Raw genomic sequence first — 15,926 nt, forward strand, 5'->3', positions numbered from 1 at the left:
CTAAAACCTGCTTGCTAGCCATTTCTTAAATGGACTACAATTTGTCCTACAGCGATTAGGGCTGGCGTTGGATTCTGTTTGATTCTAATTGGTTAGCGTCTAAAGTAGAATTCCGTCCGTTCCGCCACTATTCGAGACCATGCTATTGATTAGCATGGTCTTTTTTTATTTCTGTCAGTTTTCAATTTACCCTCTGTATTCCGCCTGATTACTGGCAGGATACGTAAAATTGTTCTTTATTATCCCCAAACCATGCTGAACATTTTTTTGCTGTATCAGGAACCTTCAGTGCCACCGTCTCATAAGTCCCTTCATAGCGACAGATGAGATGAAGAGGTAAATTCGATTTTTTTGCATAGTCCTGGTAATCCTTCAGCGTCCACACCATTGCGTTATCCGTATCAGGCATTAAATCCCCCTTTTTCTCAGGCGGCCCCTGAAAAAGACTCACGTCGTTCAGCCTGTGGGATTCATTATTAACGCTCAGCGACTCAGGACACGTTATTTTTCCAGCATTCGCCCTCCCTGAAAACAGAAGAACAGATGTAGCCAGCAGCAATGCTTTACTCCACGACATAATAATTTTTTCCATTGTTTTCAGCACGCGGAGCGTTTCGAAAGAAAATAGTACGTTGGCTGACACGGTGCGGTATCGCAATCCGTGTGCCATTCCTGTCTACACTGTGGCTCATCCATTGATCCAGCACCTGAATTCCATTGGCATCCTGGCTGAGATAAATTGCCGCATGAGAGCGACCATCGGAATGATTACCATATCGCTGATTATCATCAAATGTTGCTATGGCTGTACCTGGGGTGATACTCATATTTCCTTTAACCAAAACGCCACGTCTCCAGTTCCTGGTAACAGGCATGCCCGCGGCTCGTTGTGTGAATGCTACACATTGACCGCTACCAACAGACTCTCCAATATAAGTTCGTGGTGTTGCTGCGATATAGGCCATTTTTAAATCTCCATGTTGTTTATCAAACGATATCTTGTCGCTCCAAGACGGATGTATTCATTAAATACAATCTTGTTATTCCTGCCCGTCCCACTTTTCCAGCAGTTCCACCGGGATTTCATTGATCACTTCCGAAAACCGTTTTCCTACCAGTCGTTCTGCCTGGCGCAGCAAAGGGATCGTCGGGCTGCTCGGTTCACTACTCTCAAACCAGTGCCGGATGATACGCAGGTGCGCCAGCGCATCGTTGCGATCGCGGATCTGTCCGGAGTTTGTGCTGCCCTTTGCGGATATTCCCGCAGTGATGTTCACCAATGGGTGAGTAGAATCTACCGAAGCAGGTTCAACATCTTTTATGATGGCCGGCTCTTGCTGAACAGCCTGATTCCCTGGTGCTGGAAGTTCCGGTGTGGTGGTCTGAACTGCCCCTGGCAACAGAGAAAGCAATTGTCGCAGGCGGGAAAAGTCCGGAGCCAGAGAATGTAATGTTTCATGGGACCATTGTTGCAGATGTTCAATTGTTTCCATCGACTGGCGAAAGGCTTCCAGCGGTAATGCGCCGCGCGCCTCCAGGTCAGCCAGTTGTTGGCGTACCGATTCCGGTGCCAGTGCATCTGCCGGGCGCGGTGCGGAAAACGCACGCTCCACATCCCGTACCTGAAGACGCATGGCTGCATTGTTCGATAATGCAATGCTGCGGATATCTGCCATCACTCCTTCGGGATCCAACAGCGCCGACAGTGCATTACTGCGTGCTACTACCGCATCTTCAGCCAAGGGGTCTTCAGCGGGAAGCAATTGTGGATGAATTGCATCGGGGTTCGAGAAACACTGATTTTCCAGTAATGTAAGTGCTTCTGCCAGCCCCTGGCCTCCGGCCTGCTGAATACGACAACGCAGCAACACGATCAGTACGCGGATATCCCTGCTACGCAACAGCAGGCGACGGGCATCCCGCTCAAGCTCCGCCCAGTTAATGGTCTCCGGCGAACTGATGAAATCTCCGTACTGGGCTTCTGCCCGTGGTGTGGCGCGGGTGAACAACAGCAAATATTCCGGGTCATATTCCAGATCAGGACCGCAGGGGAATTCAGCAGAAACAGGTTCAGACAGGAATGCGTCCATAGTAGTCCTCAGTGTGTCAGATAACATTCAGGTTCAAAAATCATGCCCGTCACCGGGTTGTCGTGCATGGCTTTACCCGCCCAGGCGGTCCAGCCCAACTGGTATGGGCCACCGGTAACAGCCGGAGGGGCGGCGTGTGGTTTAAGCTGCAACTCAATTTCCCAACAGTATTCAAAGCCGATGAAGGCGCGAACCAGTTCCGTCAGTACCGGCAGGTTATTGCCGCCAGGCAGAAAACGCTGATAATCGGCCAGCGTCAACGGGCCGATGACCAGCCGGAACTTATACTGCATATCCGGCACGGCCTGGCCGATGAGTGCGCCGTTGCCAATCACGGAAGAGGGGGCTGGCATCCCCAGTCGGGTGATCTCATCGTCCGCCACGGCTATCCAGTGCAGGACAAATTCCTGTATGCGAAAGGGAACGTCAAAATAGTGCGCTAACGTTGCCGCCAGTCCGTCCGGGTTATGGGGCTCACGCACCAGATGGGAAGACGCTGCCAGGCGGACATGATCCGGCAGTGAGCTGGCAGCACTTTCCCGCAGATCCTGACCACTAAGGCTGGCAATATAGAAGGCAAAACGGTCGTATTCCGGTTTGTCCAGCCCGCCACCGGCGGACTGAGCGCTGCGCCAGGCCTGGTAAAACTGCGTCAGCCAGCGGTGATGAAAAAGATCGGAAAATCGGGTTAGGGTCGGATCGCGTCTGCTTTCTGTCCGGTTGAGTGCAAGCTCGGTGTAATGCAGCGGCAGCGGACCGTTCGGCCCCCACAGTCCCAGGCTGTACAGACTCAGGTGCAGGCGTCCTTCCTGCCAGCTAACCTGGGCGATTTCCCGTGGTGCAAAGGTTAACGCGGGCGTTTGTCCGAGGCGAAATTTTTCCATCCGTGGTTGCCAGGAGTTGCCCGCCGGGACGGCGCACAACTGCACATCCACGCGGCGCATCAGGTTCAGAAAACCGTAACGCCAGGGGGTTTCCTGCGCCTGAGTGAAATTATCGCTCATACACTACCCCGCTGTCCGGCCCTGACCGGCCAGGTCATAATTTTGCCGCGCTGCATGCTGTGCAGCGTCATCTGCGAGAAGGTATTAATGGAAACGTGACGGGCAATATAATGCTCCAGCACCAGACCGAACAGATAGGGACTGATGCCGGAGAACCCTTCCTCATCCACGGTCAGTTCACAACTGACGCCACGTCCATAGACCAGCAGCCCGGAACCGGGCAGACGGCGGGTTACCGGGGTGGTGTTGCAGCCAATCAGGCTGCGAACCTGGCGCGACTGCGGGCTGTCATGTGCCGGAATAAACAGGTTAAGCAGATCGCGCAATGCCTGACCGCCAGTGCGATGATCCAGATCGGCAAGCGGCAGATAATTAAATGACAACTGGCGGATCAACCGCCAGGCCATTTCACGTTCGGCCAGCGGCGGCTGCGGCGGACGAGGGGGCCGGATTAGACCAACCCCCGCCACCGGAATGGCCGCATCTACGGTCAGATCATCCTGGCCATTACGGCGAATTAGACAGGGCAAGTCACGGTTGGTCACCATTGCCGTGATGGTGATATGACGCAGGTTTTCCGGATAAGGCGCTTCATATTGATCAACCAGCGACAGGAACACTTCTGAGCCGGTATAGGCCGTGCGGGTGCCGTAACGGCGGGCATTATCTGACAACCGGCGCTGTTCCCGGCGCACTGAGAAGTACCGCCCGTGGTTGCCTTCGTCATTATTGCGGGTGTGGTATAGCGGACGAAATGTCATTTTCCTCGTGGTTTCAGCCTCCAGTCCTTCCACTTCCTGTACAGAGAACACCTCATAATCCAGTGGGTGAGTCCTGTCCACCACCAGATGTTGTTCTGTCACACTGTGAGAGACTTCTATTCGGGTGGTGGTGCGAGGAAAGAGATTAATGACCGGCGTACAGAACAGACTGAACTGTACTGCATCCGTCTGGTGGAGCAGCCAGTCCGGCGGCAGACGGTCGAGTAGTATGACAATCTCCGCCACGCCGCCATTGATTTTCTGTAGACCAGCAGACAGGCCGGTCGGGGTAAAGAAATAAAAACGCTCCGGGCAGGCGAAGTATTCTTGCAGCAAATTATGTCCGTGAAACACATTCCAGGCGAGCGGCAATAGCCCCTGGTCTGGTTCAAGCCCCTCGTGCGTGACAGGCTGCTTCAGATTAACGTCCAGTACGCCGTCAAAATGTCCTGGCTCGCCAGCCAGCGTGGCGACAGCGCTGGTGTGCAGCAGTTCAAACAAATGCGAGGCGATACGCTCTTCACCACTGAGATAAAAAGGCAACCGATCCGGTCCGGCAAGCTCGCTAAAAGTCAGTTCACCGAAGGTACGCAGGGTGATACGCAGCGCACCCGCGACATGAATGTTCGGGGGCAAATAACGGTGCAATGTGGGCATGTCCGGAGGGGCGGCGGTCAGGCGCACTTCCTCAATAGATAAAGGCCACAATGTGACATCCTGGCTGCTACGAAACTGACAGGCGGTGTTTTCGCCTTCAGGGATGGTGGAGAAAAAGGCGGTGTCACGCGGTACGGTGAATCCCTTTGCCAGATCGCCTTCCTGGGTGTCAGGATACAAACGGGCCACGGTCATTGAGGGGGTGGGGGCGACATAGTTGGGACTGACAACCTCCAGCAGCCGCTGAGTGAACCGGGGAAACTCGGCATCAATTTTGAGTTGTGTGCGGGCGGTCAGGAAGCTGAACGCCTCAATCATGCGCTCTACATAAGGATCGGCAATATCGGTGTCCTTCATCCCCAGCCGGGCGGCGATTTTGGGATGGCGGGTGGCGAATTCTGCCCCTGTTTCCCGCAGATAGCTTAGTTCGCGGTTGTAATATTCCAGTAGCCGTGGATCCATGAATAATTCCCTGTGTTAGAAAAACGTAATTTGACTCTGTTCCATGTCCAGGGCGCTGCGTACCCGAAACTCCGTCGGATAAGGCTGCGTCAGGATTTCTCCGCGAATTTCAAACTGTAGCGTGTTGTGACCGCTCTGACGGCGCTCATCCTGTAGTGGGAGGATTTGCACCGTGGATGCCTTCAACCGGGGTTCAAAACGGATTATGGCCCTCAGGATAGCCTTGCGAATATCATCCCATTTATGTTCATACATAAAACTGCCCGCCAGCGGCGGCAGACCGTAGTTCAGCACGGATGCCGCTGCCTGCGGGTAACGTCCGCTATCAATATCCTCTTCATGACTGACTGTGTTGAGAAGAAATGACAAATCCCGGCGGATAATCTCCTTAAGCTGTACCGGATTGACGCTAATATCACGGTCGCGCTTCTGGTTCGGGGCATCGTCACACAATCTGTCAAACAGTGTGGGCAGCAGATGATTAGGAGGCTGACGAGACACGCTCATGCGGCGCTCTCTTTCTGAATAGTGAAGGTACAGTGGGTGAAATCCAGCAGGCTGATATCACCGTGGCTGGTCAGCCACACTTTTTGTCCCAGTGCCTGCACGACGGTCTCTCCCGGCCCATCCTGCCAGGCCGTTTCCCGGCACAGTCGCAGGGCATCAGCAGCATGTTCGGAACCGCTGTAGCGGGTGAACAGCCATGCGCCATGCGAATCACCATTCACCAGCGTGATGTTCACCGGTTTCCAGAGCAGATCGGTCAGGCGAGTCGGAGAAGATGAATCCAGAGAGCGGATTTGCGAAATCGGTAGCCAGATATAGACGCCACCCATGACCAGCTCAGCCACCGGGCCGGTCCGGGTGTCGCTGTCGCTAATCCAGTCGAATTCACCACCGTTCCACAGCCCACTGACATCTGTCATGGCGTTCAGCGCACGACTTCGGCGTTCATCGGCTTCATTAATTTCGTCGCGAGCGTTGCAGCCGAGAGCGCCCAGCAGATCTTCCATCCAGGCGGGCGGTGGTAGAATAAAACCTGGACGCTGTTCGCCCTGAAAACAGCGCTGACGGAATATTTCGCAGCGGATCAATTCCCCGAACAGTTGTGCCTCCTGGATATAATTTGCATCCATCCGGGCGCACAGCTGGAGCTGCTGCAGCGCCCGTGACCAGTCTCCTGTAATGCACAGTAACTGAAACAGGCTGTGGCGGCAGGCGACCTGCGCCGGATGAATCCGCACCTGTTGTTCAGCCATCTGAAGGCCATCAGCCAGAGTGTGTTCCTGCAACAGTGCAGACAATGAGGCGGGCAACGTGTCATTTTTCGTCATGGAAAGGTTTTCCTTTTTCATGCGGAGGGCTTACCCGGTAATGGCTATCAATGCCAATGATACGGTGCTCCCGCTGTGTCAGATCAGGCAGAATATTGTGATGCGAGGTCTGTCGTGTTTGTTCGGGGGACAGCAGGTGCAGGATATCCGGGACTCTATCCATTGCAGGCAAGGGGGGGGCATCATCGCCGGTGGCGTCCAGCACATTGAGAATGACGTCAATACTCATCTCACCGGTCACCATGTCTTGTAACGTCCCTGTTTCCGCTGCCCTGTCACGCAGCGAGGCCAATTCCTGTGTGGACGCGCTATTTGGAGCAAACAGAGCCGTCCGGCCCCGGGCTTCCTTCACAGGTGATAACAGCGCCTGCTGGTATTCATGATAAAGCTGAGTCAGTGTGTTATCTGTTATTGATGAGTCTTCTGTGACTGTTGCTCCGTGAGAGGGGATAATATCGAACGGGTTTTGCGGATTCAGTTGCTGGCGTTTAAACCAGTCCAGATCCAGATATTCGGTCATGGCTTCAGGGGATGTCGCTTTTAGTGGTTGAGCGTTTTCAGAATGTGCTACCTGAGAGAATGTATTATTTCGGACAAGACGCCAGGTAGACAGACCCCATTCAATAACATCCTCTTCATTCAGCCGCATACGGCGGTGTGATTCCAGAATCTGATCATTTACGGCGCAGCAATATTCATCGGAGTAATTGATAATCCACCAGGCTTCCTCGTGGCGGATCAGACTAAGGGCAATATCGATATTTTCATTCAGTTCAAAAACGGGAACATGAGGCGCTGCGATTGTGAAAACTATTTGTGTTTCTGCGGTGTAGACGGTGTTGTCTGCAATACCCTGCGCCTGAATCTTTTGTAATATCCATGTATTTTCTGGTTTCATAATGTCACTCGATAGGTATTTACCATCGTTGTAGAAATATTAGTTACTCTGACAGGTAATTTATGTTTGCTTAATATATTACAAGACAGCTTAACTTTATTTGTGATTTATTTTGTGAATCAATGGATATTCTTTTTGATTGATATGGTGCCCAGTAACTTATTGAAATAGTTGTTTTCTTTCTTGTTTTTCTTTAATGAAAAAGATATTAACCATTTAGCTCTATTGTAATCCGTGATCTGTATCATTGTTTTGTTCGTGTATTTTGATGATTCTGTTTGTGTGGTTTGTTTATGTGTACATATGCGTTTATGTATTCTTTATATGGATTATTACGTCATCAGGTGTAACAGATGGGAATTACTGTTTCACGCAGCGCACTATATGGAAAGCTGGCAGGATCGCTATTTCAATCTCTGGAATCAGCAACAACATTCTGTAAATTACGCTCCAACCCTTATGTTGAACTGACCCACTGGGTACATCAGTTAATTCAACAACCGGACAACGATATTCACCATGTTCTTCGCCATTATCGTATTGCCGCTTCAGATGTGGAAAAGTCGCTGCTTCGGCAACTGGATTTATTGCCCGCAGGAGCCAGTGCAATCAGTGATTTTTCCCACCATATTGACCTCTCCATTGAAAAAGCCTGGTTGCTGGCAAGCATCCGCTATGGTGATAACAAAATCCGCAGTGGCTGGCTATTGCTGGCGTGGCTGACCACGCCAGAGCTGTATCGGGTGCTGGGGAATATCTGTGCGCCGCTTGCCGGGATACCGGCCAGCGAACTGCCAGAAGTTCTGCCTTCGCTGATTGAGTCATCACCCGAAACGCTGGAGTTGTCCCGGGACGGTTCAGGCCTGCCGTCTGCGACTCCCGGAGAGAGCAGCCAGGCGCTTGCTGGTGAGATTCAGGATGGAAAGTCAGCGCTGGCAAAATATTGTCAGGATATGACCGTTCAGGCGCGTGAAGGCAACATCGATCCGGTGACGGGTCGCGAATACGAAATTCGCACCATGACAGATATTCTGCTGCGCCGCCGCCAGAACAACCCGCTATTGACCGGTGAGGCCGGGGTTGGAAAAACGGCAGTGGTGGAAGGATTTGCGTTGGCGATTGCGCAGGGAGAAGTACCGCCTGCCTTACGCAATGTGCGGCTATTGTCGCTGGATGTAGGGGCGCTGCTGGCCGGTGCCAGCATGAAAGGCGAATTTGAGTCCCGTCTGAAGGCGCTGCTGGAAGAGGCCGCGCGGTCGCCGCAGCCGGTTATTCTGTTTGTTGACGAGGTCCACACGCTGGTGGGCGCGGGCGGTACATCCGGCACGGGGGATGCGGCTAATTTACTGAAACCCGCTCTGGCGCGCGGCACTCTGCGCACCATTGGTGCAACCACCTGGAGCGAATACAAACGCCATATCGAAAAAGATCCGGCGCTGACCCGACGTTTTCAGGTATTGCAGGTAGCAGAGCCAGAAGAAGCGGCTGCGGTGGCGATGGTACGTGGTCTGGTGGAGACACTGGAAAAACACCACAACGTGCTGATTCTGGATGAAGCAGTACGTGCCGCAGTACAACTTTCTCACCGCTACATTCCTGCACGTCAGTTGCCGGACAAAGCCATCAGTCTGCTGGATACCGCAGCGGCCCGCGTGGCGTTGTCGCTGCATACGCCGCCTGCACATGTGCAGTATCTGCGTCAGCAACTGAAAGCCGCCGAAATGGAACAGGCGCTACTGTTAAAGCAGGCGCAAATGGGGATCCGCCCGGAACGCGGTGATGCTCTGGCGGCTCGGATCGTATCACTGAAAACGGAACTGGCAGAAGCGGAAGCCCGCTGGCAGCAAGAGCTGGAACTGGTGCATACGTTGCAGGCGCATCGCCAGGCAGCGCCGGGTGAGTACGATGAAGCCACGCTGCAACAGGCTCAAACCTCGTTAAGAACCTGGCAGGGTGAAGATCCCGTGGTGTTTCCTGAGGTAGGCGCCGCGGTGGTAGCGGCAATTGTCTCTGACTGGACCGGTATTCCCGCCGGGCGCATGTTGAAAGACGAAGCCAGCCAGATACTGGAGTTGCCTGAACGCCTGGCGCAACGCGTCACCGGGCAGATGAATGCACTGGCACAGATTGGCGAACGTATCCAGACCGCACGGGCAGGATTAGGCGATCCGCGTAAACCTGTTGGTGTGTTTTTGCTGGCCGGGCCGTCCGGTGTCGGTAAGACCGAAACCGCACTGGCGCTGGCAGAAGCCATCTATGGCGGTGAACAGAACCTGATCACCATCAATATGAGTGAATTTCAGGAGTCTCACACCGTCTCCACGCTTAAAGGCGCACCTCCCGGTTATATCGGCTACGGCCAGGGCGGTGTACTGACAGAGGCGGTACGCCGTCATCCCTGGAGTGTGGTGCTGCTCGATGAGATTGAAAAAGCTCACCATGATGTCCATGAACTGTTCTACCAGGTGTTTGATAAAGGTGGCATGGAAGATGGCGAAGGTGTCCACATTGATTTCAAAAACACCACCCTGCTGCTGACCACCAATGTGGGCTCTGAACTTATCAGCCAGCTCTGTGAAGACCCTGCGCTGATGCCTGACCCGGCGGGACTGAAGGAGGCGTTAATGCCGGAGTTGCGCAAACATTTTCCGGCTGCGTTCCTGGGACGTATGACGGTGATCCCCTATCTGCCGCTGGATGAAAGCGCACGGAGTGTCATTGCCCGTCTGCATCTCGACAGGCTGGCGGCGCGGATGGTGGAACAACATGGCGTTACGCTGGTTTACGGTGATGACCTGATTGCACATATCGTGGCGCATTGCCCGGCGCACGAAACCGGTGCACGCCTGCTGATCGGCTATATCGAACAGTTCATTTTGCCGCACCTGTCGCGTTACTGGTTACAGGCGATGACAGAGAAAACGTCCATCGCGCACATTCGTATTGGTGTTAACAGCGATGAGCAGATTGTTTTTGAAACAGATTGTTCCTCAGACGAACACTGAATATGACAGTCCGTACTCAGATTTTTTCCATCATCATCCTGGTGGCATTTACGTTCAGTGCCTCAGGGAAACCGTCTTTTCCGCAGGATGTGCAGCGTTTTCTGAGTAATGCAGACATGTGCCAGCATCTGGCTGGTGAATGGGACAGTTCTTTACCGGAACAGGATAAAAAAGACATAGAAAAAGGTGTCGATACTTATTGTCCCCCGGCGAAAAAGGCGCTTGCGGACCTGCAGAAAAAATACAAAGGAAATAGCGAGATCACAAAAATACTTTCTGAGTACGATTTTTAAACTGTACCGTCGAACCGCCTGCCGGGTGGTCGCGGATGACTGATAAGGAAATGAAGGACTATGGCTATCAACAACAGCGCGCAGAAGTTTATTGCCCGCAACCGCGCACCGCGCGTACAGATTGAGTATGACGTGGAAATTTACGGCTCCGAGAAAAAAATCGAGCTGCCGTTTGTGATGGCAGTGCTGGCCGATCTGGCAGGAAAGCCGCTTGAAGAGCTGCCGCCGGTTACCGATCGCAAATTCCTCGATATTGATATCGATAACTTTAACGAACGTATGAAGGCCATCGCGCCGCGCGTGGCGTTTGCCGTGCCCAATACGCTTACGGGCGAAGGCCAATTGATGGTCGATATCACGCTGGAAAGCATGGACGATTTTTCCCCTGCGCAAATTGCCCGCAAGGTGGATGCCCTGAACCAGTTGCTGGAAGCTCGTACCCAGCTAGCCAACCTGCAAACGTATATGGACGGTAAAGCTGGTGCAGAAAATCTGATCAATAAACTGCTTCAGGATCCGACTCTACTGAAAGCGCTGGCTAATGCTCCGAAGCCTGCTGTGGCGGAAGACAATGCGGTGACAGACAAAATGGGTTCAGCGGAATAATTGCGAAATTTAAGGAGTTTTCATGTCTAACGATACTATTCTGGCGGCAGATGAATCCGCTGTTGCACACTCTGCTACCCGGCAATCAACGGAGTTTGATGCACTGCTGAGCCAGGCCTTCCGGCCAAAAACCAATCAGGCGGCAAAAGCGGTAGAAGCAGCAGTACAAACGCTGGCACAGCAGGCACTCGCTAATTCTGTCACCGTCAGTGATGACGCCTATAAAAGCATCAGCGCTATTATTGCGCAGATTGATTTCAAGCTGACGGAGCAAATTAAACTCATTCTGAGTCACCCGGAGTTCCAGAAACTGGAATCCTCGTGGCGCGGAATTGAGCACCTTGTCTACAACACTGAAACTGATGAAAAATTAAAAATCCGCTTTATGAACCTCTCGAAGGATGAATTGCGGAAAAATATGAAGCGTTACAAGGGGATCGCCTGGGATCAAAGCCCGCTGTTTAAAAAACTGTATGAGGCAGAGTACGGGCAACTGGGTGGTGAACCTTACGGTTGTATCATTGCGGATTACTACTTCGACCACACGCCGCCGGATGTGGATCTGCTTGGTTCCATTGCCAAAGTGGCGGCCTCCGCCCATGCGCCGTTTATCGCTGGCGCGTCGCCGTCTGTTCTGCAAATGGACTCCTGGCAGGAACTGGCAAACCCTCGCGATCTCACCAAAATTGTTACCCAGAATCTGGAATACGCACCGTGGAACTCGCTGCGGGCCAGCGAAGATTCACGTTACATCGGCCTGACAATGCCACGTTTTCTTTCCCGTCTGCCCTACGGCGCGAAAACGAACCCTGTGGATGAATTTGATTTTGAAGAAGACGCCGATGGGGCTGATCACAGTAAATACGTCTGGAGCAATGCGGCTTATGCAATGGCGGTGAACATCAACCGCTCTTTCAAACACTATGGCTGGTGTACGCTGATCCGTGGTGTGGAATTCGGTGGTGCGGTGGAAAACCTGCCCTGTCACACCTTCCCGACCGATGACGGCGGCGTAGACATGAAGTGCCCGACAGAAATTGCCATCTCCGATCGCCGCGAAGCGGAACTGGCGAAAAATGGTTTTATCCCACTGATCCATCGTAAGAATTCAGATTACGCCGCCTTTATTGGCGCGCAGTCACTGCAAAAACCACAGGAATACTACGATCCGGACGCGACGGCTAACGCCAATCTCTCCGCCCGTCTGCCATACCTGTTCGCCTGTTCACGGTTCGCCCATTTCCTTAAATGCATTGTGCGCGACAAAATCGGCTCCTTTAAAGAGCGTGAAGACATGCAGCGCTGGCTGAACGAATGGATCATGAACTACGTCGATGCCGATCCGATGAACTCCTCGCAGGAAACCAAAGCTCGCCGTCCGCTGGCTGCCGCTGAAGTCGTGGTGGAAGAAGTAGAAGGCAACCCCGGTTATTACGACGCTAAATTCTTCCTGCGTCCGCACTTCCAGCTTGAAGGACTGACCGGCTCGCTGCGTCTGGTGACCAAGCTGCCGTCGGTGAAACAAGCTGGAGCCTGAGGAAATTAAAAGATGGCTTATGTTTATTCGGGAGTGCGTTCTTTGGAAGGAACCGCAAAAGTAGGCGCACATCATCAATGTGTTGAATTAATTCAATATTATGCACATGTAAGGCAAGCGGTTCTCTGGAAGCAAGGAGAAAAAGTACTGGGAAGTAATAAAATTGCTCCAGGTACTGCGATTGCTACGTTCGTTAAGGGCCGTTATCCAAATCATAGTCGTGGCAATCATGCTGCATTTTATTTAAGGCAAGATGCTGGAGGGATCTGGGTTATGGATCAATGGAATGATGATGTGAAGAAACGTAAGGTATCGAGCCGTTATATCCGTAAACAAGGGGGAGTAAGGGATGACGGTACTTATCTGAGAATGAGCAATAATGCGGAAGCTTATTATGTTATTGAATAATAGATTTCTTTCTCTTTTTTTACTCTTAATGGGAGGTGCATCAGCCCATGCAGAGGAAATCACATGCCCCGATCATGTGCAGATGGAGAAGAAACCTGCTATTTCACCTGTCGAAGGGTGGCATACATCATCTCGGTTTGACAGTTTGTTAAATGATGGTGGATTTGTTTCTTCTGGTCCACCTGAGGAGCGAGCCGATTTGAAAGGTGAGGATATAGTGGTTCATGGGGTAAAGGGCGTTAGCTGGGAATTCGGGGAAATAGATAATCAACATGGTATTTGGTTTTCTTGTGCATATGGACAGTGGCTTGTCATACTCTCTAAAAAAGTTGAAGGAAAAGTTTCAACCTGCTGGAGTCCAAATGGCTTGCCAGTGAAATTAATCTGCAAGTGAAAAGTAGTGAAGGATAACTCTGGCTATTACGATGCGAAATTCTTCCTGCGTCCGCACTTCCGGTTTGAAGGATTAATGAATTCACTACGTCTGGTGACGAAACTGCCATCGGTGAAACAGGGTAATGCCTGATTTGTATCTGGGGATTACTTCTAGCATGGGATATGGATATATGAACAGGCCTTTATTTAAAGACGCATGGTTATCGTTCAGCAAGGTTAATCGCCCTGTTAAGGAGGTTGGAAATATTATCGGTGGAAAAGTTGGGCAAAACATAGCTGGTGGTTTTTTTGAAAATGCCTGCCCGATCCGGATGAGTTATGTTTTGAACTCGACAGGATTTCCAGTAACCCAAAACTCTCAATACTCAACAGTTAGTGGCGCTGATAGGCATTTATATATCTATCGAGTGAATGAAATGATGGATTATCTCACTTATTCACTTGGGAAGCCTGATGTCGTTATTCCATCCCCGAAACCTCGCGATTTTGCAGGAAAAAAGGGAATCCTCGTCGTGACAGGGCGTGGCTGGAGTAATGCCAGAGGTCATGTCACATTGTGGGATGGCAGTGTCTGTTCTGATAGTTGTCATTTATTGAATGATCCTGATAATGGGCCTTTTATTCCAGAAGTTGGAGCGCTATGGATACTTCGATGAAATGGCTAACGCAAATTTTAGTGGTAGGATGCGGACTACTTATTGGGAAACTATCTTGTGCACAAGAACCATTGACCAGTGAATACTCTCAAGCAACTTTGCTGGAAAACTGGGCTTTAAGTCGTTGTTTAGCTCTGGTGTATAAAGATGACACAGTTCAGAAGGATGCTGAAGCGAGTGCCAGTGCTTATCTGGAATACGGTAAGCAACCGATAGAGATCTATCATCAAATTGATACAATTTTGAATAAATATATAAATTCCGAATATGGCGGATCGATACCATCAGAATTTAATACGATGAAATGCATAGATTTTATCCATGGAATGGAATTGAAGAATTTGATTGGCAGAAGCATTGAGAAGTAATGGAGAGATAACCAGCGCGGAGTGTGGTTTTCCTGTAGTTATGGTCAATGGAATGTATTGCTTTCCAGGAAGGTTAAAAATCCAGTAACCGTGTGCTGGAGTCCTGACAGCGTTCCAGCAAAATTGGTTTGTAAGTAAAACGACTGTATTTCATGCGTTTTTCTTTATGAACTATTTGTGTGGGATATTAATTTCCACTCTGAATATATTTGTCATGTAAATGCAAATTGCCCGGTTTTCATTACCGGAAAATATACAGCCTTTTATTCACCAGGAATGACGGTGAAGAGGGTTCTGTACGGCAATGATTTACCTGCACGCAGGTGCTGTGTAACTCATGGATTTTTTTAGAAATACTTAATAAGGAAATAAAAATGGCTTATGACATTTTTCTGAAAATTGACGGCATTGACGGCGAGTCAATGGACGACAAACATAAAAATGAAATCGAAGTGCTGAGCTGGCGCTGGAATATTCACCAGGAATCCACCATGCATGCGGGGAGCGGCCTGGGGTCCGGCAAAGTGTCAGTGACCAACCTGGATTTTGATCACTATATCGATCGCGCCAGTCCGAACCTGTTCAAGTACTGCGCCTCCGGCAAGCATATTCCGAAGGCCGTTTTGACCATGCGCAAGGCAGGCGGTAGCCCGCTGGAGTACCTCAAATACACCTTTACTGACCTTATCGTTGCTGTGGTTTCACCCAGCGGCAGTAAGGACGGCGAAATTGCATCCCGTGAAACGATAGAACTGTCTTTCAGCACCGTGAAGCAGGAATACGTGGTGCAGAACCAGCAGGGTGGCAGCGGCGGCACCATCACCGCAGGCTACGACTTCAAAGCCAACAAAGAAATCTAATCTGCGCTTCCCGGCCCGGCATTATGCCTGGTCGGTTTTTATTGTTTGATTACTAAGGAAAATTCGGTGAATAGACGGCGTAACCTTGTAGGGTTATGTGCGGTAGCTATGTCTTTACTTTCGGGGTGCGGCAGTAATAGCGACAAGCCGCCTGCCCATGAGCTGCTGCAACTTGACCTGACCGTGACGGCTTCTGACAACGTAAATCCCGACAGCCAGGAGAAGGCCGCCCCCATAGAGGTACGCATTTACGAGCTGAAAAATGACGCTGCGTTTACGGCGGCGGATTACTGGTCGCTCCAGGACAAAGACAAAGTCGTCCTTGCTGATGACCTACTGCATCGCGACAGTTTCATTCTGCGGCCTGGTGAGGTGAAGACCCTGCGCCGTCCGTTAAATACGCAGACTACCGCGCTGGGCGTGTTGGCCGGATACCGCGACCTGGGTAAATCCGTCTGGCGGGAAACCTATGCCACGCCAGAAGCCCCTGAATCCACCTGGTACAGCCGGATGGTGCCGGGAAAAAAAGTGCAACTTGATGCGAAATTAGAGCAGAGCACCATTGTTATCACCGAACGGGATAAATGAATT

18 protein-coding genes and 1 pseudogene are annotated in these 15,926 nt (G+C 51.4%); 11 read left to right on the top strand and 8 right to left on the bottom strand.

The features are described from left to right. Nucleotides 1-208 precede the first annotated feature (208 nt). The 8 genes from WB371_RS22085 to tagK all read right to left on the bottom strand — a co-directional run bounded on the left by WB371_RS22085 (nucleotide 209) and on the right by tagK (nucleotide 7,206). Entirely contained in the window at nucleotides 209-577 is a 369-nt protein-coding gene (locus tag WB371_RS22085) for an STY0301 family protein (RefSeq protein ID WP_336222134.1), read from the bottom strand. Beyond that, nucleotides 564-965, bottom strand: coding sequence for a BPSL0067 family protein (locus WB371_RS22090; protein WP_336222135.1), 402 nt, complete (start codon nucleotides 963-965; stop codon nucleotides 564-566). The genes WB371_RS22085 and WB371_RS22090 overlap by 14 nt, the downstream gene beginning before the upstream one ends. Nucleotides 966-1,040: 75 nt before the next feature. Next, nucleotides 1,041-2,090, bottom strand: a complete 1,050-nt coding sequence (locus WB371_RS22095; protein WP_336222136.1) for an ImpA family type VI secretion system protein — start codon at nucleotides 2,088-2,090, stop codon at nucleotides 1,041-1,043. 8 nt (nucleotides 2,091-2,098) lie between these two features. Beyond that, complete coding sequence (tssG, locus tag WB371_RS22100; RefSeq protein ID WP_336222137.1) at nucleotides 2,099-3,094, bottom strand: type VI secretion system baseplate subunit TssG; 996 nt, start codon at nucleotides 3,092-3,094, stop codon at nucleotides 2,099-2,101. Then, nucleotides 3,091-4,974 (bottom strand): type VI secretion system baseplate subunit TssF, encoded by a 1,884-nt coding sequence (gene tssF / locus WB371_RS22105; protein WP_336222138.1) that lies wholly within the window; start codon nucleotides 4,972-4,974, stop codon nucleotides 3,091-3,093. Before tssF ends, tssG begins: the two co-directional genes overlap by 4 nt. Before the next feature lie 15 nt (nucleotides 4,975-4,989). Next, nucleotides 4,990-5,481 carry a type VI secretion system baseplate subunit TssE gene (tssE, locus tag WB371_RS22110; protein WP_336222139.1) on the bottom strand — a complete coding sequence of 164 codons (492 nt, stop codon included), beginning with the start codon at nucleotides 5,479-5,481 and terminating at the stop codon, nucleotides 4,990-4,992. Continuing rightward, nucleotides 5,478-6,308, bottom strand: a complete 831-nt coding sequence (locus tag WB371_RS22115) for a type VI secretion system accessory protein TagJ (RefSeq protein WP_336222140.1) — start codon at nucleotides 6,306-6,308, stop codon at nucleotides 5,478-5,480. The genes tssE and WB371_RS22115 overlap by 4 nt, the downstream gene beginning before the upstream one ends. Next, on the bottom strand, nucleotides 6,295-7,206 hold the full coding sequence (gene tagK / locus WB371_RS22120) for a type VI secretion system-associated protein TagK (RefSeq protein WP_336222141.1): 912 nt from the start codon (nucleotides 7,204-7,206) through the stop codon (nucleotides 6,295-6,297). The genes WB371_RS22115 and tagK overlap by 14 nt, the downstream gene beginning before the upstream one ends. Nucleotides 7,207-7,559: 353 nt before the next feature. Between tagK and tssH the strand changes: the two genes are divergently transcribed. From tssH to tssJ, 11 genes and pseudogenes are all read left to right on the top strand, one after another. Further along, complete coding sequence (gene tssH / locus WB371_RS22125; protein WP_336222142.1) at nucleotides 7,560-10,211, top strand: type VI secretion system ATPase TssH; 2,652 nt, start codon at nucleotides 7,560-7,562, stop codon at nucleotides 10,209-10,211. Nucleotides 10,212-10,300: 89 nt separating this feature from the next. Next, complete coding sequence (locus WB371_RS22130) at nucleotides 10,301-10,504, top strand: hypothetical protein (RefSeq protein ID WP_420704075.1); 204 nt, start codon at nucleotides 10,301-10,303, stop codon at nucleotides 10,502-10,504. A 60-nt stretch (nucleotides 10,505-10,564) separates the two neighbouring features. Further along, complete coding sequence (tssB, locus tag WB371_RS22135) at nucleotides 10,565-11,110, top strand: type VI secretion system contractile sheath small subunit (RefSeq protein WP_336222144.1); 546 nt, start codon at nucleotides 10,565-10,567, stop codon at nucleotides 11,108-11,110. A gap of 22 nt (nucleotides 11,111-11,132) precedes the next feature. Further along, entirely contained in the window at nucleotides 11,133-12,647 is a 1,515-nt protein-coding gene (gene tssC / locus WB371_RS22140) for a type VI secretion system contractile sheath large subunit (protein ID WP_336222145.1), read from the top strand. 12 nt (nucleotides 12,648-12,659) lie between these two features. Then, nucleotides 12,660-13,055 carry a BPSL0067 family protein gene (locus WB371_RS22145; protein WP_336222146.1) on the top strand — a complete coding sequence of 132 codons (396 nt, stop codon included), beginning with the start codon at nucleotides 12,660-12,662 and terminating at the stop codon, nucleotides 13,053-13,055. Then, entirely contained in the window at nucleotides 13,042-13,449 is a 408-nt protein-coding gene (locus WB371_RS22150; RefSeq protein ID WP_336222147.1) for an STY0301 family protein, read from the top strand. Before WB371_RS22145 ends, WB371_RS22150 begins: the two co-directional genes overlap by 14 nt. 6 nt (nucleotides 13,450-13,455) lie before the next feature. Continuing rightward, nucleotides 13,456-13,581, top strand: a pseudogene (locus WB371_RS22155) (hypothetical protein); the annotation flags it as partial. Between the two features lie 40 nt (nucleotides 13,582-13,621). Next, nucleotides 13,622-14,107 (top strand): type VI secretion system amidase effector protein Tae4, encoded by a 486-nt coding sequence (locus WB371_RS22160; protein ID WP_336222166.1) that lies wholly within the window; start codon nucleotides 13,622-13,624, stop codon nucleotides 14,105-14,107. After that, nucleotides 14,104-14,475 carry a T6SS amidase immunity protein Tai4 family protein gene (locus WB371_RS22165; RefSeq protein ID WP_336222149.1) on the top strand — a complete coding sequence of 124 codons (372 nt, stop codon included), beginning with the start codon at nucleotides 14,104-14,106 and terminating at the stop codon, nucleotides 14,473-14,475. Before WB371_RS22160 ends, WB371_RS22165 begins: the two co-directional genes overlap by 4 nt. 374 nt (nucleotides 14,476-14,849) lie before the next feature. Continuing rightward, the gene (locus WB371_RS22170; RefSeq protein WP_336222150.1) at nucleotides 14,850-15,335 is read left to right on the top strand and encodes an Hcp family type VI secretion system effector; all 486 of its coding nucleotides are present in this window, start codon (nucleotides 14,850-14,852) and stop codon (nucleotides 15,333-15,335) included. A 108-nt stretch (nucleotides 15,336-15,443) separates the two neighbouring features. Continuing rightward, nucleotides 15,444-15,923 (top strand): type VI secretion system lipoprotein TssJ, encoded by a 480-nt coding sequence (gene tssJ, locus WB371_RS22175; protein ID WP_336222151.1) that lies wholly within the window; start codon nucleotides 15,444-15,446, stop codon nucleotides 15,921-15,923. Nucleotides 15,924-15,926: the final 3 nt, after the last annotated feature.

Origin of the sequence: Citrobacter amalonaticus, assembly GCF_037053465.1 — a bacterium.
GTDB lineage: Bacteria > Pseudomonadota > Gammaproteobacteria > Enterobacterales > Enterobacteriaceae > Citrobacter_A > Citrobacter_A amalonaticus_H.

What these genes read in the sequence shown, in the direction of transcription:
- WB371_RS22085 (WP_336222134.1), bottom strand. Translation starts at nt 577, where the DNA reads ATGTCGTGGAGTAAAGCATTGCTGCTGGCTACATCTGTTCTTCTGTTT.
- WB371_RS22090 (WP_336222135.1), bottom strand. Translation starts at nt 965, where the DNA reads ATGGCCTATATCGCAGCAACACCACGAACTTATATTGGAGAGTCTGTT.
- WB371_RS22095 (WP_336222136.1), bottom strand. Translation starts at nt 2,090, where the DNA reads ATGGACGCATTCCTGTCTGAACCTGTTTCTGCTGAATTCCCCTGCGGT.
- tssG (WP_336222137.1), bottom strand. Translation starts at nt 3,094, where the DNA reads ATGAGCGATAATTTCACTCAGGCGCAGGAAACCCCCTGGCGTTACGGT.
- tssF (WP_336222138.1), bottom strand. Translation starts at nt 4,974, where the DNA reads ATGGATCCACGGCTACTGGAATATTACAACCGCGAACTAAGCTATCTG.
- tssE (WP_336222139.1), bottom strand. Translation starts at nt 5,481, where the DNA reads ATGAGCGTGTCTCGTCAGCCTCCTAATCATCTGCTGCCCACACTGTTT.
- WB371_RS22115 (WP_336222140.1), bottom strand. Translation starts at nt 6,308, where the DNA reads ATGACGAAAAATGACACGTTGCCCGCCTCATTGTCTGCACTGTTGCAG.
- tagK (WP_336222141.1), bottom strand. Translation starts at nt 7,206, where the DNA reads ATGAAACCAGAAAATACATGGATATTACAAAAGATTCAGGCGCAGGGT.
- tssH (WP_336222142.1), top strand. Translation starts at nt 7,560, where the DNA reads ATGGGAATTACTGTTTCACGCAGCGCACTATATGGAAAGCTGGCAGGA.
- tssB (WP_336222144.1), top strand. Translation starts at nt 10,565, where the DNA reads ATGGCTATCAACAACAGCGCGCAGAAGTTTATTGCCCGCAACCGCGCA.
- tssC (WP_336222145.1), top strand. Translation starts at nt 11,133, where the DNA reads ATGTCTAACGATACTATTCTGGCGGCAGATGAATCCGCTGTTGCACAC.
- WB371_RS22145 (WP_336222146.1), top strand. Translation starts at nt 12,660, where the DNA reads ATGGCTTATGTTTATTCGGGAGTGCGTTCTTTGGAAGGAACCGCAAAA.
- WB371_RS22150 (WP_336222147.1), top strand. Translation starts at nt 13,042, where the DNA reads ATGTTATTGAATAATAGATTTCTTTCTCTTTTTTTACTCTTAATGGGA.
- WB371_RS22160 (WP_336222166.1), top strand. Translation starts at nt 13,622, where the DNA reads ATGAACAGGCCTTTATTTAAAGACGCATGGTTATCGTTCAGCAAGGTT.
- WB371_RS22165 (WP_336222149.1), top strand. Translation starts at nt 14,104, where the DNA reads ATGAAATGGCTAACGCAAATTTTAGTGGTAGGATGCGGACTACTTATT.
- WB371_RS22170 (WP_336222150.1), top strand. Translation starts at nt 14,850, where the DNA reads ATGGCTTATGACATTTTTCTGAAAATTGACGGCATTGACGGCGAGTCA.
- tssJ (WP_336222151.1), top strand. Translation starts at nt 15,444, where the DNA reads ATGTCTTTACTTTCGGGGTGCGGCAGTAATAGCGACAAGCCGCCTGCC.